At 39.8% G+C, this 22,438-nt stretch carries 24 protein-coding genes; 15 read left to right on the forward strand and 9 right to left on the reverse strand.

From position 1 onward, the window contains the following. Window positions 1-90: 90 nt before the first annotated feature. Window positions 91-1,245: a porin gene (locus ACFSTG_RS10245; protein WP_380752083.1), complete on the forward strand. Its 1,155-nt coding sequence runs from the start codon at window positions 91-93 to the stop codon at window positions 1,243-1,245. 429 nt (window positions 1,246-1,674) lie between these two features. Then, window positions 1,675-2,052 carry a GxxExxY protein gene (locus ACFSTG_RS10250; RefSeq protein ID WP_380752086.1) on the forward strand — a complete coding sequence of 126 codons (378 nt, stop codon included), beginning with the start codon at window positions 1,675-1,677 and terminating at the stop codon, window positions 2,050-2,052. A 266-nt stretch (window positions 2,053-2,318) separates the two neighbouring features. Here the strand turns inward: ACFSTG_RS10250 and ACFSTG_RS10255 are convergent, their stop codons facing one another. The 5 genes from ACFSTG_RS10255 to ACFSTG_RS10275 all read right to left on the reverse strand — a co-directional run bounded on the left by ACFSTG_RS10255 (window position 2,319) and on the right by ACFSTG_RS10275 (window position 6,421). Beyond that, window positions 2,319-3,035: a LytR/AlgR family response regulator transcription factor gene (locus ACFSTG_RS10255; RefSeq protein ID WP_380752432.1), complete on the reverse strand. Its 717-nt coding sequence runs from the start codon at window positions 3,033-3,035 to the stop codon at window positions 2,319-2,321. A gap of 2 nt (window positions 3,036-3,037) precedes the next feature. After that, window positions 3,038-4,078 carry a sensor histidine kinase gene (locus ACFSTG_RS10260; protein ID WP_380752089.1) on the reverse strand — a complete coding sequence of 347 codons (1,041 nt, stop codon included), beginning with the start codon at window positions 4,076-4,078 and terminating at the stop codon, window positions 3,038-3,040. Between the two features lie 7 nt (window positions 4,079-4,085). Next, window positions 4,086-4,448: a DUF4907 domain-containing protein gene (locus tag ACFSTG_RS10265; RefSeq protein WP_380752092.1), complete on the reverse strand. Its 363-nt coding sequence runs from the start codon at window positions 4,446-4,448 to the stop codon at window positions 4,086-4,088. A 99-nt stretch (window positions 4,449-4,547) separates the two neighbouring features. Continuing rightward, entirely contained in the window at window positions 4,548-5,528 is a 981-nt protein-coding gene (locus ACFSTG_RS10270; RefSeq protein WP_380752095.1) for a Kelch repeat-containing protein, read from the reverse strand. 17 nt (window positions 5,529-5,545) lie between these two features. Then, window positions 5,546-6,421 carry a DUF6268 family outer membrane beta-barrel protein gene (locus ACFSTG_RS10275; RefSeq protein ID WP_380752098.1) on the reverse strand — a complete coding sequence of 292 codons (876 nt, stop codon included), beginning with the start codon at window positions 6,419-6,421 and terminating at the stop codon, window positions 5,546-5,548. Between the two features lie 226 nt (window positions 6,422-6,647). On the opposite strand from ACFSTG_RS10275, the gene ACFSTG_RS10280 reads away from it, so the two are divergent. From ACFSTG_RS10280 to ACFSTG_RS10340, 13 genes are all read left to right on the forward strand, one after another. After that, the gene (locus ACFSTG_RS10280; protein ID WP_380752101.1) at window positions 6,648-7,937 is read left to right on the forward strand and encodes a DUF4270 family protein; all 1,290 of its coding nucleotides are present in this window, start codon (window positions 6,648-6,650) and stop codon (window positions 7,935-7,937) included. Next, entirely contained in the window at window positions 7,930-9,168 is a 1,239-nt protein-coding gene (locus ACFSTG_RS10285) for a hypothetical protein (RefSeq protein ID WP_380752104.1), read from the forward strand. The genes ACFSTG_RS10280 and ACFSTG_RS10285 overlap by 8 nt, the downstream gene beginning before the upstream one ends. A gap of 113 nt (window positions 9,169-9,281) precedes the next feature. Continuing rightward, entirely contained in the window at window positions 9,282-9,887 is a 606-nt protein-coding gene (locus tag ACFSTG_RS10290) for a TetR/AcrR family transcriptional regulator (protein ID WP_380752107.1), read from the forward strand. After that, a complete protein-coding gene (locus tag ACFSTG_RS10295; protein WP_380752110.1) occupies window positions 9,880-11,145 on the forward strand; it encodes a TolC family protein in 1,266 nt (421 codons plus the stop codon). The genes ACFSTG_RS10290 and ACFSTG_RS10295 overlap by 8 nt, the downstream gene beginning before the upstream one ends. A gap of 6 nt (window positions 11,146-11,151) precedes the next feature. After that, window positions 11,152-12,045 carry an HlyD family secretion protein gene (locus ACFSTG_RS10300; protein ID WP_380752113.1) on the forward strand — a complete coding sequence of 298 codons (894 nt, stop codon included), beginning with the start codon at window positions 11,152-11,154 and terminating at the stop codon, window positions 12,043-12,045. Between the two features lie 18 nt (window positions 12,046-12,063). Next, a complete protein-coding gene (locus ACFSTG_RS10305) occupies window positions 12,064-12,999 on the forward strand; it encodes an ABC transporter ATP-binding protein (protein ID WP_380752116.1) in 936 nt (311 codons plus the stop codon). Further along, on the forward strand, window positions 12,989-13,726 hold the full coding sequence (locus ACFSTG_RS10310; protein ID WP_380752119.1) for an ABC transporter ATP-binding protein: 738 nt from the start codon (window positions 12,989-12,991) through the stop codon (window positions 13,724-13,726). The genes ACFSTG_RS10305 and ACFSTG_RS10310 overlap by 11 nt, the downstream gene beginning before the upstream one ends. Window positions 13,727-13,765: 39 nt before the next feature. Beyond that, window positions 13,766-14,872: an ABC transporter permease gene (locus ACFSTG_RS10315; protein WP_380752122.1), complete on the forward strand. Its 1,107-nt coding sequence runs from the start codon at window positions 13,766-13,768 to the stop codon at window positions 14,870-14,872. After that, window positions 14,872-15,993, forward strand: coding sequence for an ABC transporter permease (locus ACFSTG_RS10320; protein ID WP_380752125.1), 1,122 nt, complete (start codon window positions 14,872-14,874; stop codon window positions 15,991-15,993). Before ACFSTG_RS10315 ends, ACFSTG_RS10320 begins: the two co-directional genes overlap by 1 nt. A gap of 39 nt (window positions 15,994-16,032) precedes the next feature. Then, a complete protein-coding gene (locus ACFSTG_RS10325; RefSeq protein ID WP_380752128.1) occupies window positions 16,033-16,413 on the forward strand; it encodes a hypothetical protein in 381 nt (126 codons plus the stop codon). A 2-nt stretch (window positions 16,414-16,415) separates the two neighbouring features. Beyond that, on the forward strand, window positions 16,416-16,871 hold the full coding sequence (locus ACFSTG_RS10330) for a DUF2141 domain-containing protein (protein WP_380752130.1): 456 nt from the start codon (window positions 16,416-16,418) through the stop codon (window positions 16,869-16,871). Beyond that, window positions 16,868-17,773: a hypothetical protein gene (locus ACFSTG_RS10335; RefSeq protein WP_380752133.1), complete on the forward strand. Its 906-nt coding sequence runs from the start codon at window positions 16,868-16,870 to the stop codon at window positions 17,771-17,773. The genes ACFSTG_RS10330 and ACFSTG_RS10335 overlap by 4 nt, the downstream gene beginning before the upstream one ends. Window positions 17,774-17,840: 67 nt before the next feature. Then, entirely contained in the window at window positions 17,841-18,041 is a 201-nt protein-coding gene (locus ACFSTG_RS10340; protein ID WP_380752136.1) for a hypothetical protein, read from the forward strand. Between the two features lie 171 nt (window positions 18,042-18,212). Here ACFSTG_RS10340 and ACFSTG_RS10345 read toward each other — a convergent pair whose 3' ends face one another. The 4 genes from ACFSTG_RS10345 to ACFSTG_RS10360 form a co-directional block, all read right to left on the reverse strand. Beyond that, window positions 18,213-19,064, reverse strand: coding sequence for a hypothetical protein (locus tag ACFSTG_RS10345; RefSeq protein ID WP_380752139.1), 852 nt, complete (start codon window positions 19,062-19,064; stop codon window positions 18,213-18,215). A gap of 17 nt (window positions 19,065-19,081) precedes the next feature. Beyond that, complete coding sequence (locus ACFSTG_RS10350; RefSeq protein WP_380752142.1) at window positions 19,082-21,121, reverse strand: TonB-dependent receptor plug domain-containing protein; 2,040 nt, start codon at window positions 21,119-21,121, stop codon at window positions 19,082-19,084. An 82-nt stretch (window positions 21,122-21,203) separates the two neighbouring features. Next, window positions 21,204-21,575 carry a hypothetical protein gene (locus tag ACFSTG_RS10355; protein WP_380752144.1) on the reverse strand — a complete coding sequence of 124 codons (372 nt, stop codon included), beginning with the start codon at window positions 21,573-21,575 and terminating at the stop codon, window positions 21,204-21,206. A gap of 144 nt (window positions 21,576-21,719) precedes the next feature. Then, window positions 21,720-22,277, reverse strand: coding sequence for a Pycsar system effector family protein (locus ACFSTG_RS10360; protein ID WP_380752147.1), 558 nt, complete (start codon window positions 22,275-22,277; stop codon window positions 21,720-21,722). Window positions 22,278-22,438 lie beyond the last annotated feature (161 nt).

Below are 22,438 nucleotides of genomic sequence, written 5' to 3' on the forward strand. Positions count from 1 at the left end.
CTCTCTGTATTTCCTTATCTTCTTCAAAATAAGCGATCAACTTTTCAAAGAAAATGGTTAACTTAAGACAGTATCCAAAGAAAGCGCCTTATGAGAAAGCCCTTTGTAATATGCCTGCTTCTACTGGTCTCCCTCCGGGGGGTTTCGCAGATAAACGACAGTCTCCCTGAGCCTCTTATCCCTGCTGAAAAGATCGGGCTTTTGAAGAACATCAATATCACCTTTGATATGCGTATGGAGTTCCAGGCCTATACCTTTAGGGGCGGGGATCACTATTACAACGGCATACAGTTTTCTAATGGGTTTACCGCCCTTGGAATTGCGGGAAAGCTTCACGACAGGGTGAATTTTCAATTCAGGAACCGTTTTAATAAAGACAGCGATGTGCAAACCCTGGACCGGCTGGGCAGCGATATCGAGTTGGCTTATCTTGATGTGGAGCTCACTCCCAACATTAATCTTCTTATGGGAAAAATGTTCGCGTTCTACGGCGGTTATGAATACGAATTCAGCGCTATGGATGTGCTGGAATTCAATGATATCTACAACAATGCCCTGGCCTATGTTACCGGGGCCGGAATTACCTACCAGGCCCTGCCCAATCATAAGTTCGGGTTGCAGGTGCTTAACTCCCGAACCATGCATTACGACGATCTTTATGGTGATGTGGTGGCGGAAAATATAAGGGAACCCGACTGGCCGGTGGCCGTTGTGGGGAACTGGCGTGGCAGTTTTTTCGATAAAAAGATCCAGACCATTTACAGCCTGAGTTATTCCAACCAGGTAAGAAGCAGGGGCACCTACTTTTTTACCCTGGGGCATAAATACCAGCACCGGGACCTCACCCTCATGTATGACTTTGGTTACAGCTTTGAAGAGGTGGATACAAAAGGCATCATGACCGAAATTCTCGGCAACGACCAGATCGCCGAGGAGGTTACCTATGCCGAAAACTGGTTAAGGGCAGAATACCGTTTCAGCCCGAGATTTAAAGGATTGCTCACCCTCATGACCAGCAGTGCCTTAGGGGAAATGCAGGGAGACAGGGACCACTTCAGAACGAGCTATGGGATGATCCCCACCATTTATTACAGTCCGTTCAAAGAGATCGACCTCCGGTTTTTCCTTGCCTACATAGGCAGGTATTATGATTATTCAGATTATGCCATCGAAAACCTGGGGCAATCCAATTACAACAAAAATGAGGTGCGGATTGGTTTCATTGCGCCGTTGGTGCTGCTGTGAGATGGTTAATTCGTGAGTGGTTAATTGGTTAATTGGGGATTGGTTAATCGGTGATGGGTTAATTGGGGATTGGGTATTTGGGGATTGGTTAATCGGGGATTGGTTAATTAGTCCTTGATCCCTTAAAAGTCTCTCCCGTTAAATTTTCAAATTTCCACAACTCAAATCATCATGATATTTGATTATTGATCATTGATAATTGTGCACGCAGATCTACGCAGAATTTCTCCGTATTCTCCTTTTAAACTTACTTTGCTCTGTTTGATATCATCGGCGGATTTCCTGAATTCTCACACAAGGACCACAGAGATTAAATTAAAATTTAGAGCATAGAGAAATTCAGGTAACGATCCTGTGAATCTTCAGGTTCTTTTCACGCAAAGGGCGCAAATTTTTCGCAAAGGCCGCAGAGAATTTGTAAATTGAAGAATGACAGAAAATGAACTTTCTTATAAAATTATTGGCTGTGCTTTAGAATTGCATCGTAAAATAGGGCCGGGGCTAATGGAGTCAGCGTACGAAAATGCTTTGGCTTATGATCTACGTAATTATGGATTTGATGTCCGGCAGCAGGTTCTTATGCCATTCGTTTATAAGGAGATCAAAATGGAGGTGGGTTATCGGATAGACCTCCTGGTGAATCGAAAAGTAATCGTTGAAGTAAAATCTATTGAGAATCTTGCTCCTGTTCATTTTTCACAGGTCCTCACTTATTTAAAACTTGCAGATAAAAAGCTGGGACTGCTAATTAATTTTAATAACAAATCCCTTAAAGAAGGGATTCATAGATTAGCTAATAATCTATAACTGTTTTGCGTCTTTTGCGCTTTAAGCTTTGCGCCCTCTGCGTGAAATAACAGCTAATTTTTCTAACTCCGGTTCTATATACCCATACCTCTTACAAAAAGGAGCATTTGGATTTTTCTGGTAGTAATCCCGAATAGATTCCCGGGAAGGTTTAAATTCCCTGTACGGCAGCACTTCGGAAATCAGTTTCTTCTCAAAATCCTGCTGCAGTAAGACCTGTCGCCTAAGTGTAGAGAACTATTTCAAGGGAGTAGCATAGTTTACCCTTAAAGATTTAATCGCTTGAAGACTTCTTTTTTATACTTGTCTCCAATGGGTATCCTTACCTCTCCTACCAGTATTTTGGTTTTCTGTATGGCGGTTATAAAATCAATATTTACCACGAAAGATCTGTGTACCCTTAAAAATTTGGAGGGCGGAAGTTTTTCAAGAATTTCTTTAAAACTGGATAAGGTTAATACAGCCTTCCCTTGTGGTTTCAAATGGAACTTCAAGTAATCCTTTAGACCTTCAATGTAGGCCAGTTCATTTAAATTAACCCTCACCCGGTCATATTCTGCTTTTATGAACAGGAAATCCGGTTCAGAAACCACAGTTTCATCTAAATGAACCCTTCTTGAACGTAACTCAAGTTCATGATTGTTTTTAGCCCTTGCGATAGCCTTTAAGAACCTGGGAAAGGGAATAGGTTTGATCAAATAATCTGTCACATTCAATTCATAACCATCTAAAGCGTATTGAGAGTATGCAGTAGTAATTATAATCTGGGGCAGGTTTTCAATATTTTTAGCCAGTTCCAAACCGTTGAAATTTGGCATTTCTATGTCTAAAAAAATAAGATCAACCTTTCTTTTATTCAGGATCTTTATAGCATCAAGAGGATTGGTACAGGTTGCCAAAAGCTCCATACCGTCAACCTGGGCCAAATAGGATTCGATAACTTCTATTGCTAAGGGTTCATCATCTATAATTACAACGGTCATCACTAATCCAGAATAAGGGTTAATTTTACAGTATAATTATCTTCTTCCTGTCTCACCTCAAAAATATGAGCGCCAGGATATAAAAGATCCAGTCGTTTCTTGCTGTTTTTTAATCCAATCCCCGAAAATTCTTTCTCATTGGGCTGTTTCTTTAAAAAATTTGAGCAGGAAAAGATCAATTGATTCTCGTTTACATGAATTTTTATATTTACAATTGAGTTCCCCTTTTCATCTGTTCCATGTTTGAAAGCATTTTCAATAAAAGAAATTAAGATAAGAGGTTTAATCTTTTGATTAGTAACGCTACCTGAAACTTCGAGATTCACCATGGTCGAGTTCAACAATCGTAAACGTTGCAATTGGATAAATCTACGAATGTAATTTACCTCTTTTTCCAATAAAACCGTCGTATGGTTGGTCTCATAAAGCATATATCTCATTAATTCTGAAAGTGCTATAACAGCCTCAGGAGCATCAGGACTTTTTTTGTGGGTTAAAGAGTATATACTATTTAAAGAGTTAAACAGGAAATGAGGGTTTAACTGGTTTTTCAGAAATTTCAATTCTGCATTGATTTTTTGACGTTCCAGTTCCTTCTCCTGTATTCTGTTCTTCATCCATTCCTTGTACAACCTCACTGTCGTCCCTGTGATTAAAAAAGCCAGATTTATTACGAGGATACGCATTAGCGTAAGGGTCTTAAATAAAGGCGAAATCTCAAGAGTGGAAAATGATTCTTTTAAGGCGTGTAAGGGTGATGTCAATGGCTCCATCATATATCCTAACATAACAGACAATGTGAGCAGTAAAACTGCAGAGGCCACGTAATAAGAGATACGCTGCTTTAGTAAAAGCCGGGGAACCAGAATTGAATAATTCAAATAAAAAAGCAGAACATATCCTACATATGTCAAGGGAAAGCCATAGGTGTAATCTCCCAGGATGAGATAATCAGGCAAATAATTTATGACTCCTAAAGTAAGCCAGATCAATAGATGCAGAAGAATTATTTTCCCTCTGTGCCATTGAAAAATTTCAAACATCTTTTCCTTATTCAGCACAATTAAATGAAATTTTCAATTCTCTTAATTCTGAAAGAGAGATCGCAGGATTTGATCCTTGTCGTATCTTTTGTACTACATAAGAAGCTATCCTATCAGCTTCTTCCCGGTCACAAAAAGGCCGTTTATCTTCTAAAGCAGGTATAAAATTCTGCTGAATTAATATTTCTTCTTCTGAAAAAATTCTATAGCCATAACCGGTTCCGTACTCGTACACCTCTATTTGAAGATCAGTCTTTTTTGCTTTATTCTTTATGAGCACATAATTCATTCCAAAAAGAACTGCACCCAATGAAACAAGCACCCCGGCGATTAAAAAACTATAATTAAAAGTTCTTGTGAAAATTCCCATGCTCAAAAAATAAACCTAAAGTCTTCTACACCGTAAAAGTGGAGGATTACAGGAGAAAACTTTAGGTTCCTGCTAAACAAAAAATAAATAAACCAACAACTAATCTTCATCGTCATATTCCTGTTGAGGGAATAATTCATATATATCATCCAGGTAAATCGTTCCTGATCTTCCCATTGCAACAAACGCCCTGTCCCCCGTACTGAAGCTTACAGCATCCTGTCTCATTACTCCTTCAAAGGGAGTGATTTCTTCCCACTCATCATTTTGGGGATCATATTCCCAAATACTTGAGAGGGCACCGCCCTTATAACCTGTCGAAATATATCCCAGCCCATGTTGATTAAACCCAACTGCCCTTGATCGCATTATTGAGTAATCATCATCATCATCCAAATCCTTTTTCCTGGTAAATATTTCAGTTTCCGGATTAAATTCCCAGAAATCATCTTTATACAGGCCATTACTTTCCCCCGTACCTATATAAACCATACCATCGATTATAAAATAGGCGCCAGATCTTCTTTTTTCCCCGCCAAATCCAAATAATTCTTCCCATTTATCCTCTGCCGGATCATAGGTATAAAAATCCTTGCGGTCATTACTTCCGTCATATCCCGTACCAATATATCCGCGGTTTGCAGCACCAAAACCAATAGCCTCCCTGCGAATTCCCCCTGCAAAATCTTCTTTACGACTCCAGGTGTTAGTCCCGCTATCGTATTCCCAGAAATCCATCAGTTCAACATCACCGTCATAACCTGTGCCTAAATATCCTTTATCTCCAATTGCAAAAGCCACCGCTGCACTTCTGGGTTTCCCCGGAAAATCTGCTTTTTGCACCCAGTAGTTTCCATCTATGTCATATTCCCAAAAATCATTCAAATAATCATCTCCATCGTAACCCGTTCCCATATAACCCTTTCTTTCAATGGTAAAAGAGACTGCATTCGTTCGAGGCATTCCGTCAAATACAGATCGCCTTATCCAGTTCCCTCTTTCGAAATCGTCATCTGTACTACAACTTACACTTATAAGACCCAGAAGTAATGCCGCCACTACTAATTTCTTCTTTATCATTTCTTTCTATTTTATTTTTAGTTAAACATTAATTTGATCCCGGAGGAAAGAAAGGGAGAGGGTTCCAGCTTAAAGGTTGACAGTGTTTCCTCATTTTCATTCCTTAAAGAAAAATTATTCTTTAAAAGGTAACCTGCACCAAATTCAAATGACCATAACTCATTTAACACATAAGAATAATCCATGGTTAAGGAGGTCCACTCCCACTTTAATTTTTCGGTTGAACCATTTTCTTCAAGGTATAAGGGAGAACTTAAATTTACATACTTACCTTCGTATTGAAGCCCCGCACTTAAAGTACCGGAAGGCATCAAACTGTAGGTGATTTTAGATTCAGGGAATCCCAGTTTTACAGACAATTTTTCTGAAATCCTGGTTGAGAAGGTCACCACTGGAAGTAATTCTGGTTCTCCCAGGTATCTGGAATAAGCTATTCCCAATTGTAAATGATAGGGCCGGGAATTTAATTCCCCTGTCAATAAAGCAAAGGCCTCTCCAAATAAATAGAGATCTTCAGAAGAGATAGCCTTCCCGAGATTGCTGGTAAGGGTAGGTTCGACCTCTAAATGAAGTTCCATAAAATCTGAAACCCCGTAGCTTAAATCAACAGCATAGCTGAAATCATATACGTTCAAAGTACTACTCCCGTTTATTGAATATTCTATAGGTAATTCGAGTTGATCAACTTCGAGCCGGAGAGTATGTGCTAAATTCAGGTGAAAAAGCCGGTTGTTGAAATTGGTATATAATTTTGATTTACTAATAGTAGTATATTCTTTTCCGGAAAGATAGAGACTGTACTGATACCCTATATTATCACTATAGGTTTGTGCAAAACCTTTAGTTCCCAGACCTAAAACCAGCATCAACACCAATCTGTTTTCCATCTTCATTATTGAATTTTGATCAAAAATATCTTTGTATCCTCTGCGGAAAAAACAAATTAGATCAATAGGAAGAAAAGGTCGTCCAACCGGCAGATTTTCAAGACGAAGTTCCGCAGAGCGTTTTCATAGACAAAATATGCGGCCTGGAATGGAAAATTTACCGTTCTGTCTAAAATCCTTTATTTACGGTATCTCCCTGAATATGTTTGCCTGAAATTAAACAGCAGGCAGAATGAATTGGCGCAGTTTCACCTATATACTTTTAATCATTACAGCAGTTGGCTGTAGCCAGGAAGATCAGGAATCTTCAGTAGGAGACAGATGGATAAACAGTAGTACCAGAATTCTTTTATTTGATACCCTTACGTTGAAGTCATCAACACTTAAACTCGATTCCCTGATTGTTTCAGGATCTAATCGCCTGCTGATAGGACAATATACCGACCCCGTTTTTGGTAAAATAAAAAGTAAGTCCTATTTCCAATTTTTACCCACTCATTATTCAATTGATTCTGAAGCAGAATACGATTCTATTGCTTTTATTCTAAGGTATGACGGTTACAGTTCAAACGACACCCTGTTTCGCCAGAAGTTCCTGATTTCTGAAGTGACCCAGGAACTCAAACCTCATGATCAATTCTATTATAATACCAGTAACTATACTACTTCCACAGATATACTTTCTGAACACGAATTTAGTCCAAGACCGGGATCAAAGGATTCTATCCATATTACGCTGGATAAACAGTTTGGGGAAGAAATTTTCAAAAATTTACAGAGTAAGGAAATTACCAATTCTGATAACTTTTTAAACAGATATCAGGGCTTACTGGTGGAGCCGGGAGATTCGGGCACGGCAATACTTGGCTTCTCTAAAAATAGCTTCCTAAGGCTATATTATACCAATAAGGAAGAATTAGTTGATCTGGAAGAGACACTTGATCTTGCAGTAATACAGGGAAATACTTTTCACAATACTTCTGCCTCATTAACTACAGACATTCTGCCAGACTTACCTCCTCAGCTGGAAAGCCTTCCCAGCAGTGAGACAGATAACAGGAGTTTTATCCAGGGTGGAACCGGTATTGCCACAAAAATTGAAATACCCCATTTAAAAAGCCTTGAAGATATTGAAGGAACAGGAAGTATGATAGAAGCCCAACTGAAGTTTTATTTGAATACCTCAAGAGATGAAGCCATTCGTCCCGTCAAAGATTCTCTTCGTCTTTTTATCATTAACCAAAGAAATGAGGTATTAGGTGATGTTGTGGGTTACCACAACCAGCCAACAGTCGCAAAAATCGTAGAAAAGGAAGATGAGTTCAACTCTGTCCGATATTCAGTCTCTTTAAAAAAGTTTATTGATGATAAAATTAATGAATACGATGGGGATAACTGGTCTCTCTTAATTTATGCTCCGGATTTGACCACCTCTGTAGATGCTTTTGAGCTGTTCTCAGAGGGTGCTGAAAAGGAGAAAAAGATGAAAATTGAAATAACCTATGCCATTTACAATGAATAAATTTCACTTTTCAATTCTATTCCTCCTGTTTTACACCATCCAGACCCTGTCTCAGAATAATGAGCTTTCCAGTTCCCCCTATTCTTACTACGGTTTAGGATTGACCAATAAACTGGGGGCGGGAAAAACAAATGCCCTGGGAAAAGCTGGTATTGCTCTTTCCTCAAATGAGGGGATAAACCTCTTAAACCCCGCGTCCTTTGCTGCAATTCCTTTAAAAAACTTCTTTTATGACGTGGGTTTCAGATATCAGGAATCCTATTTAACCCAGGCCGGGGAGACCGAATCTCGAAGTAGTGGTAACTTTTCAAGCATCGCGATTGCATTTCCGCTTTCAGAAAAATCGGGCATGGGGGTAAGCCTCCTTCCCTATACTAACGTAGGATATTCTATCTACGGAATTGAAACCGACATTGAAGGCACAGAAAGGCAGTTTTTTAGCACAATAGAAGGTTCAGGAGGACTCAACGATTTTAAGGTCAATTATGGCACCTCCCTTTCTGAAAGATTAAGACTCGGAATTGCCGGATCGGTTATTTTCGGAAAAATAACAGAAGAGGAAATGAACCTCGTTGGTACCAGCGCAGTTGTGGTGAATGAAATTAATAATTACGTAGGGGGCCGGGTAGGATTAGGGGTGCAGTATGACTGGAAAGAAAATTTCACGACCGGCCTGGTGATCAATTCACCCTCAGAACTTTTTGGAGGACAGGTGCAGGGAATTTCACAGGTATATGAAGGACAAAATCTGGAAGCATCTCATGACATTGATATTAAAAGCTTTTTTCTGCCCCTTGAAATTGGAATGGGAATAGAAACCGGGTTAGGTGAAAAAATGACGGCTTTCCTTGATTATAAAAGAAATTTCTGGACGGCAACCAATCAATCTGACAATCTGGGAGAATATGTGGACCAGGATTTATTCGGAATTGGCCTGGAATTCTCTTCGGGAGGGAGGTCGTTAAAATACTTTGATCTTATAGAATTCCGCGGAGGCATTGAATATGATACCGGTAATCTTGAAATAGGTGGCGAAAGAGTTGAAAACTACGCTTTCAACCTGGGAGTGGGGCTTCCCATTAACAGAAGGACCAAATCAATGTTGAACCTGCACTATTCCTACGGGAAAGAAGGACAGCTTTCCACCACGCTAATACAGGAAAAATTCCATCTCTTTTCCATAAATATTAGCCTGCAGGACCTGTGGTTCATTAAACCAAAATATGACTGATTTCAGAATTTAACATTTGCCAATTTTATGGAACTGGAATATTTATTATATTTGTCAACCATATGGTTAAATTGTTTGGTTAAACAATATAGTTAAACTTGAAAATAAAAAATATGAAAGACGATAAAACAGAAGACCAGATCTTAGATGCCGCAGAAAAAATTTTCCAGCGCAAAGGGATGGATGGGGCCAGGATGCAGGAGATCGCCAATGAAGCCGGGATCAATAAAGCCATGCTCCATTATTACTACAGGACTAAACGCTTTTTATTTGAAGCCGTTTTTTCGAAGGCCTTTTCCCTGATCGCGCCAGAGATCAACAGGGTGGTGAATGATGACACCGAACTTTTTGAAAAGATTAGGAAATTCACCCACAGCTATATAGATTTTATCCAGAAGCACCCCTACCTGCCCAATTTTATCATCCAGGAACTGAACAGAGATTCTGATTTTATAAAGATCCTGCAGGAGAAAAAAGGCTTCCCCGACTTCAGGAACTTCCGGGCCCAGGTCGAAAAAGAAGTCCGCGACGGTAATATCAGACCTATAAAAGCAGAACAGCTTTTTATCCACCTCCTGTCGCTCAACATATTTCCCTTTTTAGCTGCCCCCCTTTTTAAAGGTTTTCTGAAACTGGATGATAAGACCTACAAGGCAATGATGGAAGAAAGGAAAGAAGAAATCTCTGATCTATTAATCAAGTACTTAAAAAATGAATAAGATAATTGTATTGATATTGCTTTTTGTCACTTTCCCGGCCTCCTCCCAGGAAATCCTGACCCTTGGGGAGTGCTATGACCTCGCAGAAGAAAATTATCCTTTAGCCAGTCAGATCTCACTTCTGGAAGACAAGACTGCCCGTGAACTGGAGGTAATCCAGAAAGATTACCTGCCAAAAATAGATTTAAATGCGAAAGCAAGTTATCAGTCAGATGTTACAGAGATCCCCCTGGATTTTGGGGAACAAAGTCTTGAAACAGTTGACAAAGACCAGTACCGGGCTACCCTGGATGTTGAACAGTTGATCTTCAATGGCGGCAAGATAAATACCCGGAGTAAACTTAAAGAGTTAGAGTACAGGTCGCAGGCACAAGAGGTAAGGATCTCTCTTTACCAAATAAAGAAAAGGATCAACAGGTATTATTTCGGGATCCTGCAGCTTAGGGAGCAAATGGCGCTTCTGGACTCAAAACAGGAGGTCCTGGCTGAGAGAGTAGATGAACTGCAATCCCAGGTAAAATACGGTACGGCTTTACCTGCTTCTGAGGACGTCTTAAAAGCTGAAATATTAAAAGTTAAACAACAACAGGATGAGGTGGAATCCCAGCTTCACACAGCCTTAAAAAGTCTCTCTGCGTATATAGCCAGACCCGTAGACACTACGACCGTCCTGGAATTACCTGATCAGGGAATGTATATTCAAGGGGAAGGATCGCGGCCTGAGAACGAGTTCTTCGACCTCAAAGAAAAAGAACTGGACGAAAACAAAAACCTTCTTTCAAAAAATCTTTATCCCAACATTTATGGTTTTGCCCAGGGAGGCTATGGTAAACCCGGATATAATTTCCTTGATAATTCATTTCAGGATTTTTACATGGTGGGAATAAAACTGAACTGGAATGTATTTGACTGGGGAAAGGTTAAAGAACAAAAAAGATCCCTCGACATTTCAAAGGAGCTGATAGATGCAGAGAGAGAGAGTTTCAATTTCAATAATAATATTGAACTGGAGGAAGCGGACAGGAACATTATCAAAATCCAGAATATGCTGGTTAAGGACAGGGAAATCATTGAATTACGCGAGGGAATAGTCGAAACAGCCAATTCACAACTTAACAACGGGGTGATCACCCCTTCAGAATACCTCACCGAATTCAACAATTTATACGAAGCAAAAATAAACCAACAACTCCATGAGATAGATCTTGAAATGGCGAAAGCAGATTACAAGGTCATAAAAGGAAATACTGAAAATTAGACCAAAATGAAAAAAGGAATTTTAATACTGGCATCATTTACACTTTTAGCTTTTACATCCTGCAGTGATGAAGATAAAGCTGACGGATATGGCAACTTTGAGGCAACAGAGATCATAGTTTCTGCAGAAGCCCAGGGGAAGATCAAATATTTTAATGTCCGCGAGGGGGAGAAAATTGATGCCGGGACACAGGTTGCCCTTATCGATACCACGCAACTTCATTGGGAAAAGCAACAATTACTGGCTTCCAAAAAAACAGTAGCCTCCAGATCTCAGGGTGTTTTTTCACAAATTGATGTACTCAACGAAAAATTAAAAAATGCTCAACGGGAAGAGAAAAGGCTAAGGAACCTTTTCACAGAAAATGCAGCTACCCAAAGGCAGGTTGACCAGGCTGAAGGAGAAGTACAGGTGATAAAGGAAGAAATAAAGAATGTCGAATCCGGGAATGCCCCTATCGTAAATGAAAGCCGGTTAATTGACGCCCAGATAGGGAAGATCAATGACCTGATAGAAAAAAGCACCGTTGAAAACCCTATAACAGGTACCGTCCTGGCCGCATATGCCGAGCCGGGGGAAATCACAGGGTTCGGAAAACCATTGTATAAAATAGCTGATATGGAATTTCTGACCCTGCGGGTATACATTAGTGAAACCCAGCTTTCAGATATAGAACTGGGCCAGGAAGTAACTGTAAAGATTGATTCCAAAAAGGAAAATATGAAGTCATTCCCCGGGAAGATAACCTGGATCTCCTCTTCGGCAGAATTCACCCCCAAGACCATCCAAACCAGGGAGGAAAGAGCAAATCTTGTTTATGGGGTTGATGTAAAGGTAAAGAATGACGGTTCCCTCAAAATTGGAATGCCTGCTGAAATGTGGGTGTCCACTGCAGAGTAGATCATTTAAAAAGACAATATGAGCATCACATTAAATAATATCAGCAAATCTTACAAAAAGGTCACAGCGGTCGAAGACATCTCCTTTGAGGTGAAACCGGGCGAACTGTTCGGCCTTATAGGACCTGATGGTGCCGGAAAAACAACCCTCTTCAGGATCCTTACCACGCTGCTTTTTGCTGATAAAGGCGAAGCTACGGTCGCAGGATATGATGTGGTGAAGGATTATAAGGAAATTCGCAAATCTGTCGGGTATATGCCGGGAAGATTCTCCCTGTACCAGGACCTCACTGTGGAAGAAAACCTTGAGTTCTTTGCGACCATTTTCGGCACTACCATAGAAGAGAATTACGACCTGATCAAAGATATATATGTGCAGATCGAACCTTTTAAAAAGAGACGGGCCGGAAAACTTTCGGGGGGAATGAAACAAAAGCTGGCACTGTCCTGTGCCCTTATCCATAAACCGAAGGTTTTGTTCCTTGATGAACCCACAACCGGGGTAGACCCCGTCTCCCGAAAGGAATTCTGGGACATGCTGAAAAGACTAAATGACAAAGGAATTACCACCCTGGTTTCCACCCCCTATATGGATGAGGCTGCCCTTTGCGATCGCATCGCCCTCATCCAGGGTGGTAAAATATTAAAGATAGACTCTCCCTCTAACATAATTGACCAGCATGATAAGGAGATCTTCAATGTAGAAGCAAAAAATATGTACAAATTAATTCAGGATCTGAAAGAGTATCCCGAAAATGAAAGCGTCTATGCCTTTGGAGAATTTGTTCATTACACCCATTCAAATGAGACCTTCCGTCCTGAAGAATTAGAGCAGTTTTTATCAGAAAGAGGTCATGAGAATATAAGTATTAACCCTACATCCCCAAGCATTGAAGATGTTTTTATGGATCTGGCCAGGATGAAGGACATAAAAACCACAGATAATGAAGTCTGAAGAAACCGTCATAGAGGTAGAAAATCTTACCAAGAAATTTGGTGAGTTCACCGCCGTGAATGAGATTTCCTTTAAGACCTATAAAGGGGAAATTTTTGGTTTCCTTGGAGCGAATGGTGCAGGGAAGACCACCGCGATGAAAATGCTCATCGGGATCTCAAAGCCTACCTCCGGTGAGGCTTCTGTGACCGGTTTGGACGTGTATTCCCAACCTGACAGGATCAAGCGGAATATTGGGTATATGAGCCAGAAATTCTCCATGTATGATGATCTCACCATCAAAGAGAACATCACTTTTTTCGGGGGAATCTATGGTTTGGAGCGAAAAACGATAAAAACCAAGATTCAGGAAATCATTGAAAGTCTTGGATTGGAAGATGTGGCTAATAAACTGGTAGGGGCGCTCCCTTTGGGTTGGAAGCAAAAACTGGCTTTTTCAGTGGCTTTACTCCATGAACCCAAGATCGTTTTCCTTGATGAACCCACGGGAGGGGTAGATCCCATTACCCGTCGCCAGTTCTGGGAATTGATCTATAAACAGGCTTCCCAGGGAACTACCATATTCGTCACTACCCATTACATGGATGAAGCTGAATATTGTGACCGGGTTTCCATAATGGTGGAGGGAAAAATAGAAGCACTTGACACCCCGAAAAATTTGAAAAAGGAGTTTGGGGCCAATTCAATGGATGGGGTATTCCTGAAACTGGCAAGGAATGTCGAATAAGATCATAAAGTAAAGAACACCCATATATAAATAACTTTTATGAAACGTTTTATCGGGTTTGTAAAAAAGGAATTCTATCACATATTTCGTGATAAACGCTCCATGTTTATTCTTTTTGGAATGCCCATAGCCCAGATCCTTCTCTTCGGATTTGCCATAACCAACGAGATCAATAACGTGGAAATTGGCATCCTGGATAAATCAAAAGATCACGAGACCCTTCAGATCATAGACAAAATAAATGCCTCTGGCTACTTCACCATAGAAAATGTAGTAGACAATGAAAACGAGATAGAAGCCGTCTTTAAAAAAGGGGAAGTTAAGGCCTTCCTGGTCTTTGAAGAAGGTTTCGCCGAAAACCTGCACGCCCTCCACCTCGCTAAAATCCAGGTGATCACCGATGCTACAGAACCTAATACGGCCAATACCATTGTAAATTATGTGCAATCTATCATTCAACATTACCAACAGGAATTGAACAGCACATCGGCCCCCGGGGTTCAAATAGACATTGAGACACGAATGTTCTATAACGCAGAGCTTAAAAGTGTTTTCAATTTTCTGCCCGGGGTCATGACGGTTATCCTCATGCTCGTATCTGCAATGATGACCTCTATTTCCATAACCCGGGAAAAGGAACTGGGTACCATGGAGATCTTACTGGTTTCTCCCCTGAAACCGGTACAGGTAGTTGTGGGAAAGGTTTTCCCTTACATCTTCCTTTCCATCATAAACGCGTTGGTCATTCTTATCCTGGGGGTAACCATTTTTGGAATGCCTATAGAAGGTAGTTTGATCCTGCTGGCTTTCGAAACCGTGCTGTTCATTATTACTGCCCTGGCACTGGGAATCCTGATCTCCACCATTGCCGAAACCCAACAGGCAGCCATGATGATCTCCCTGATGGGATTGATGCTGCCCGTGATCCTGCTATCAGAATTCATCTTCCCTATTTCCAGCATGCCTGCTTTGCTGCAGTATATCAGCCACTTTATTCCTGCCAAATGGTTTATCATCATTCTGAAAGGGATAATGCTGAAAGGGGTCGGACTGATTTATCTGTGGAAGGAAACAGTGATCCTGGTGGCTATGGCTGTTTTTCTGATTGGACTGAGTATCAAAAAATATAAAATAAGGTTAGAATAATGAAGACCATTAGTTATATCGTACAGAAGGAGTTCCGGCAAATATTCAGGAATAAAGGAATGTTACCCATCATCTTTGTTCTTCCCTTATTGCAATTGATAATTCTGTCTAATGCAGCCACCTTCGATATTGAAAATATCAAATTCTCCTATGTTGATCATGACAGGAGCTCAACCTCGAGGGCTCTGGTAGAGAATTTTGAAGCCTCTGCCTATTTTAATATTCTTCACTCCTTCCCTTCCCATACACAAGCTTATGAAGCCATGGAAAAGGGAGAAGTAGATGTCATCCTGGAGATCCCTACCAATTTTCACACCCGGCTTATCAGGGAACAGCAAGTTGATCTGGGAGTATATATCAATGCAATAGACGGCTCAAAAGCAGGAGTAGAAAGTGTTTATATCAATCAAATCATTAAAACCTTCAACAGGAACATTGCAATCAACACAACCGGCTTTGATCCCCTGGAAAATAAAAAAATTGAAGTTTTGACCGTCCCCTCTTTCTGGTACAATAATACCCTTAACTACAAGATCTTCATGGTTCCTGGGATCCTGGTCCTCCTGGTCACCATGTTGACCCTTTTCCTTTCGGGGATGAATATTGTTCGGGAAAAAGAGATAGGCACCCTGGAGCAGATCAATGTGACCCCTATAAAAAAATACCAGTTCATAATAGGAAAGCTGTTTCCATTCTGGGCCCTTGGTTTACTTATCATGACCATAGGTCTTTTGATCTCAAAGATCATTTTTGCAGTGCCTATGATTGGGAGCATTCCGCTTATTTACCTTTTTACCACTATTTACCTCCTGGTGATCCTGGGAATGGGATTGTTTATTTCTAATTATACCGAAACCCAGCAACAGGCTATGTTTATTGCCTGGTTCTTTGTTGTCATTTTTATTTTGATGAGCGGCCTCTTTACCCCCATAGAGAGTATGCCTGATTGGGCCCAAAAAATTACCCTCCTGAATCCCATCAGGTATTTTGTCGAAATAATCAGAATGGTAATGCTCAAAGGATCGGGCTTTATAGATATCATACCCCAGCTAACCATCATTTCGGGATACGCCCTGGTAATGAATGCCCTTGCGGTATGGAGTTATAAGAAGACAAATTAGGTTTGAAAAAACCCACTTATTGAAAAAAAAATGAGCAAAATGAAACTAAAATATCTATTGAGCCTTGTAGCCGTGATATTCGGGTTGGTCACTATTTTTGCCAGTAGCTCGGTTCTGTTCGGATATTCTGATGTTCTCGAAAAAGAAGGAAATTTCCCCTCCTTTATTCTTTGGGTGAATCTTCTTACCGGTCCGCTCTATCTGCTGGCTGCAGCCGGATTATTTTATTCCAAAAGATGGACGTTACCCGTGCTAACAGGCATCTTATTACTTCTGATTGTCAACCTTGGTTTTTTAATCCTGTTAATTACCACCGGCCAGGACTATGAACTGGAAACCCTGGGAGCCATAGCAGTAAGAATAGCTCTAACCAGTGTTCTTACCTTCTTTGCATTCAATAAATCTACAATAAACATATAAAAATGAAAACAATCAAAATAACACTATTGTCGATACTGGGAATTTTCATATTTGGATCCTCAAGAGCACAGACCCCTCAGGAGAATCTTTATTCCCTCAAGGTAGAAGTAGACAATTTCAGGAACTCCAAAGGTGTCGCCCAATTTGCACTTTACAACCGGGATGGAACCATCCCCGACGAGAAACTGAAAAAATACTTTAAAAAAGAAGTTTGTAAGATCGAAGATGGCAAATCATTCGTCGTTTTTGAAGATCTTCCCAAGGGACGTTATGCGGTCACCATCCTTCATGATGAAAACAATAATGCGGAAATTGACAAAACCTTATTTTTTCCAAAAGAAGGCTTTGGCCTGACTAACTTCGATAAAATTTCCCTTTCAAATCGCCCTGATTTTTCAAAAGCCAGCTTTGAACTTTCTAAAAATGCCGTAAAAAAAATTAAGCTTATCTATAAATGAAAATCAAAGTTTTGACAGGAGTTTTCCTGTTACTACATATCATCTCATTTGCCCAGGATAAATTAGATACCTTACCTAAACTGGATCTGACCAAAATAGCTTTGGTAAACCAGAGTGATAGTTATGTTACATTTCCAACCGATATTGGAAACCTTGAACCGCTCATTTTTGAAGCGAATGTAAATCCAAATTTTGTTATCAGGGAAAGGGCAGATTCAAAATTGATGGCCATCCTTACCCCTCAGATCAGGTTAAGGATGTACAACAAAGAATCCTATCCCGTGCAAACCCCCAGCTATATACCCCAGATTTCTATTTACCACCTGCTTTCTGAAACAGGGCCGCTAAAAAAAACTTCGGTTTTCGGAAAAATCGCACATCATTCTAACGGGCAGGACGGTAGTTTCTATAAAGACTCAACCTTAACGGAGATCAATTTTGAAACAGGAAATTTCGCTACTAATTTTATTGAACTTGGAATTCTCAGAAGCTTCTACAACCAGAAGCGAAATGCCTTAAGATTCTTCAAATCGTCAGTTGAATTTCACCCCTCGGGATGGATGCTTCCTGAGATGCGAGGCACCTACAGCGGCCTGAGGTGGCACAATTCCTTACTTGCCTATAAACTCCCTGTGGATAAGCTCTTTTTTTCTGAAAGCAGAAGGGCCAGTTTTTCGGTAAAACTTGAAACCACTTTAATGCTTGATCAGATCAATGATTGGGACCTGCTTGATCTGAACAGACTTAATGCCGCTTTGACCGTTTACTACCATCCAAAATTCCTGGAAGATATAGGATTATTCGTCCAGTTCTATAAGGGCAGAGATTATTATAACATTTACTATCACAACGACAACTCCACTATTCGCTTCGGACTCATGACCGAAATTTTGAGGTTTTAGTCTCATGGAAAGGAAGTGCAGCGACTTAAAAAAATGAGCTAATGTAAATATCTAAAACAGAAGGAAGATGAAATTGTATTATATAGATACCGAAAAAACACTCTTTGGAGAAAACGAGGTACATGAAGAAGGTTGTCATCGTTTACCTAAAAAAGAAAAGCTGGAATACCTGGGAACTTTTGCCAGTTGCCACACAGCGGTAAAAATGGCCAGAGGTCAATTCGAAGATGTCACAGGCTGCTACTTATGTAGCTGTCATTGTAGTTAGATTTGTAAATTAAGCTTCCAGATACATTTGAAATAAAAATTGGAAAAAAGATTGAAATTGCTTTATAGTTCTTTCCCCGATATTCCTGCAATACAAATTAGATCAAGCCTGTTCCTTATTAGCTAAATAAAAAATGCCGACCTGAGCCGGCATTTTTCATGTTCTGGAATTTTAGAATTCCAGTTCAAAATAAAGATCACTTTCAGAGTTGGATTCAGATACATCTTTTCCCATTATGGTTTCCCCCTCATCGTTTATTAGTTTTAGATTAATTTTCCAGTAACCTGTCATCGTGAGAGACAATTTGCCTTCATATAATTCTGAAGTGGCATTATATACCAGGTCTTGATTATTCGGAGAGCTGTGATTGTCCATACCGGGCATCCTGGGATCTACTGTTATAGAATAATTTTCTACCAACGGAAAATCCATCAAATTCTCCATTTTGTAAAGCACTGCCGTAAAATCATTAATCCCTATTTCCGGAGCTTTGGGATTTACATAGGCAAGGATATACTTATTATCATCATTTCCCAAAAAGACCTGTAGTTTCTTTTGATCCTCATTAGGTTGAAGTACAGTTATTTCATAGGTGTCAGTGATGACTTTTCCATTGATTTTAAAGGTTAATTCCAGATCCCAATATTCAGTCTCATTTCCTGGCATTTGGAACACAATTGTTCCCGAATAAACAGAGTTGCTCTCTGAATTATCCAGGGTACTGTGAGGTGCAGAGTGCTCTTTGGTTTCCATATGCATAAGGGGCATCCAGGAAACTTCTGCATTGGTAAGGTATTCATTGTTTGCCAAATCCTTTATACGAACGGATATTTCATTATATCCCACCTCAAGATTAAGTTTGTCTGAATAGAGTTCCAAAGAATATTCTTCAGCCGTAAATTCATAGATCTTTTCAAGGCCCTCAACAGGATTGGGTTCAAAAACCGGGTCACTATCATCTGAACAGCCGGTGAATAACGTTACAATAATAATCAGTGTGTAAAAATATTTGAGTGTTTTCATTTTTCTGTGTGTTAAATTCAATTTATTGAATAAGAGATTGTTAAATAAATGTTCCTGCCCATTCGCGGAATGTTGTTCCAGTCTGTATAGGAGGAATAATAAGAATCGAAAATGTTTTCAACCCCGGCTTTTATAAGGAGTTCATTGGTGTTGACAAAAAAATCCTTGCCCAGACCTGCCGATATTATGGCATAAGATGCTGTTTTCGTCTCCCCATAAGCAGGGTTATAATTAGTCTGTTCTCCAGCACCTTCAACAGAAAGGAATGCTGAATATTGATTTTTGTGGAATTCAAGTGCCGTTTGATAAGAAATCGGGCTAATGAGTGGAAGGTCATCCCCTTCATTATCCACTCCACGGTGAAATGATAACCGCCCGGTTAAACTTAAATCCCTGGTAACTACGTAACGACCTGAAACAGACGTATTAAATAATCTTGCATATTCCAGATTGGTGTACATTTTAACTCCGTCTGCACCAATGGTCATCGTTTCTAATGACGGGTCCAATTTTCCGATTATATAATCTGAAACATGAAAATAGGTGGCTGCAGCAGTTATTTCATACGCCGGTTTTCTATAGCTGAATGAAAGGCTGGATTCCACTGAACTTTCAGTGTCGAGATGGGGATTACCAATGTAATCATGGTTATCAAAACTGTTGAACAAATAGAACCCATAGCCTTCGGAAACCGAAGGCGCGCGCTCGCCATATGAGAGTAGACCTGTTATGGAAATGTCATCCAGATTTTTATGGTACCTGGCTGAAAAACTTTTCAGAAAACGGGTATTCTCCCGTTCCATCTCCGGATAAAAGATCTTTAAACTCTTAAGTCCGAAATCATCAGCTACAGTATTAAAATGATAACTTAATCTTGAGGAAAGTTGCAACCAATCCTTTTTAATGGTCAACCGGTCTTCAGCATAAAACCCCACATTTAGTGTGTGAACATCAGGCCAGGTATACATAAACATTGGCGGTTCATCACTATTACGGGGGTACATGGTCATCTCTGCCACAGATTGATTAAAAAACCCATCCAGTTTAAAAAAGAAATGATTTTTACCCCCGGTAAGTTCAGCCTGGGAATAGAATCCGTAAGTATCACTCCAACCGGGCATATCCATATGTATGGGTACATCTGGACGTTTGGTGTCATCCATTACATGTTTGATGTTATTATAATAAACCTTGGTCTCCCAATTGCTGAAATTCCGGGGCAAAGTATCCTGTTTGAAACTCAAAGAACCAATAAACGCCCTGGCCAGTGATACATCCATCGTCAGTGCAGGATAGCCTACATTATTCGCTTCGTCGTAAATGAATGTTGCTGAAAGGGATTGATTTTCAGAGAGTTTAAAACCTGAATTGAGGGAGAAGTTAAATTTCTCAAATCCGGAGAATTCCACTTCTTTGCTTCCGCCTGCCTCGTAATTTTCAGCAATACGGTAAATTCCATCAGTGTTCAAATAAAATTTTTCATCTGAATAATTGAGTTCGCCACCAAATACCCGCATCTGGTTATTGCTTTCATAAGCACTTTCTACCGCAGCATTCCAGCCGGTAGGCCTAAAATCGCTTTTGTCTACCCGGAGGTTGATACCCCCTCCAATTGTGTTCCCGAAAACCGCTCCCTGCTGACCAGATTGAATCTGCACTTCAGAGAGGTTTGATACGTCCACATAAGAAGTGACAGGATCCATCTTATCTGTGCAGGCGCCAAAAATCTGCATCCCGTCAATGGTAATAGCCAATCGTTGAGATTCCATATCATTCAAAAGAGGCTCCCAGGCATAAGCACCACGTTTGACCATATTGATACTTCGTGCAGATTCCAAAAACTCATCTATTGAAGACAAAGGTTTTCGCTGTTTTTGATAATTCAGTTTATTGTCGGCCGAAATAACCACCACTTCATCAAGGTTGATCATTTTCAGGCTATCGACAGGGGACTCCTGGGCATATATTCCAAAGCTTATTAGCCATAATAGAAATACATACCAAAGCCTTCCTCGAAGTACTCCCCGTACAGGAAATACTCTTACAGATAGTTTCATTTTGCTGTTGCTTTTGATAATTAAAAAAATAGGGTGCCGGGAAAATTCAAAAAAAATTCCACGGTCTACCGCTTAATAATTATCACGACTGCGGAGGATGTAGTATTTTGGAGGTGAAAAGGGAGTTATATAAATTCGGTTTGAAGAATAAGTCCCTGTCAGAACTAAATTCAACGGTACAGGCTAATTGGAAGTCCGGAAGATCTTCAGAAATAATAAATTGCGGAATTTCAGTTTTTTGAGAGTTATTTCTGAAAGGGTTTTGTTCTTCGCCGGCAGCCTCTTTCGCTAATTGTTCGGTCAAATAACATTTCCCGTTACACTGCATTTCGGGTTTATCCTTGTTTTCACAAAGCTTGTCCACTATGTAATCGTAATTGATCGCGTATTCTACTACAGGCCATAATGGCTTAGATAGCATTACCAATGCAATTAAAATAATTACATTTTTCATGCGGCAAATTTATCCAAAATCCTGACTATGGAATATGAGCCAAATCACATATTTTAAGGCTTTTTTTAGAACAGTAAAAAAATTTACTATTCTTCAAACAAAAATTTCAGAGAGTGTAATTAGTTAAAACGACATGAATTAGTTTTAAGCAATTTCATTCCATAAAAAATAAATTATGGCTGCCGTCAACCCGGTTAAAAATATCATCACAGAGAACATAAGAAGTCTTTGCTTTGTAACTATAATTTTTCCGAGAAAATAAAGGTCATTGATCATTTCATTATAAAGGCTCTGTCCATCTGCCATTATGCGTTCAAACTCCTTTCTAAAATCTTCAAGGGAGTGTTTATAAAAATTCGCGGCATATAAGGTTCCTTCATAATTACTTTCCCGAAATGATTTTCCAAGATATCTATGTGGTAACATACTCAATAAAGCCATAACCATTGATAACAAACCAGATATTACCAGGATCCTTATCCCATAGTTCTCCTTCACCTCTACACCTTCCACATTTAAAACCTGAATCCCGATGAGTAAAGAGGTTATGATTGAATTCACAGTTAGAACAATTCTGGCTTTATTATCCACCATTTTTAAAAGATTATAATGATTTCTCGAAAGCGTTCTGAAAAGGGTTTGTACCCCACGAGAATCATATTTCCCTAATTTTTCAATTCTTTTGTCCTGTTTTTCATCCATGGTATATAGTGTTATGAACCTTCCTGGTTCTTAGTAATTCCTCATTTGTAAAGTTATAGGATTACACCCGAATATTTATAGGCTACGTTGTATAGATTCACCTGCTTCTTTTTTCTCCTACTGAGGCAGGAAACCGGTTTGAAAAATAAAATTATATTCGT

It is taken from the genome of Salinimicrobium flavum (genome assembly GCF_042684505.1).
Taxonomy (GTDB): Bacteria; Bacteroidota; Bacteroidia; order Flavobacteriales; family Flavobacteriaceae; genus Salinimicrobium; species Salinimicrobium flavum.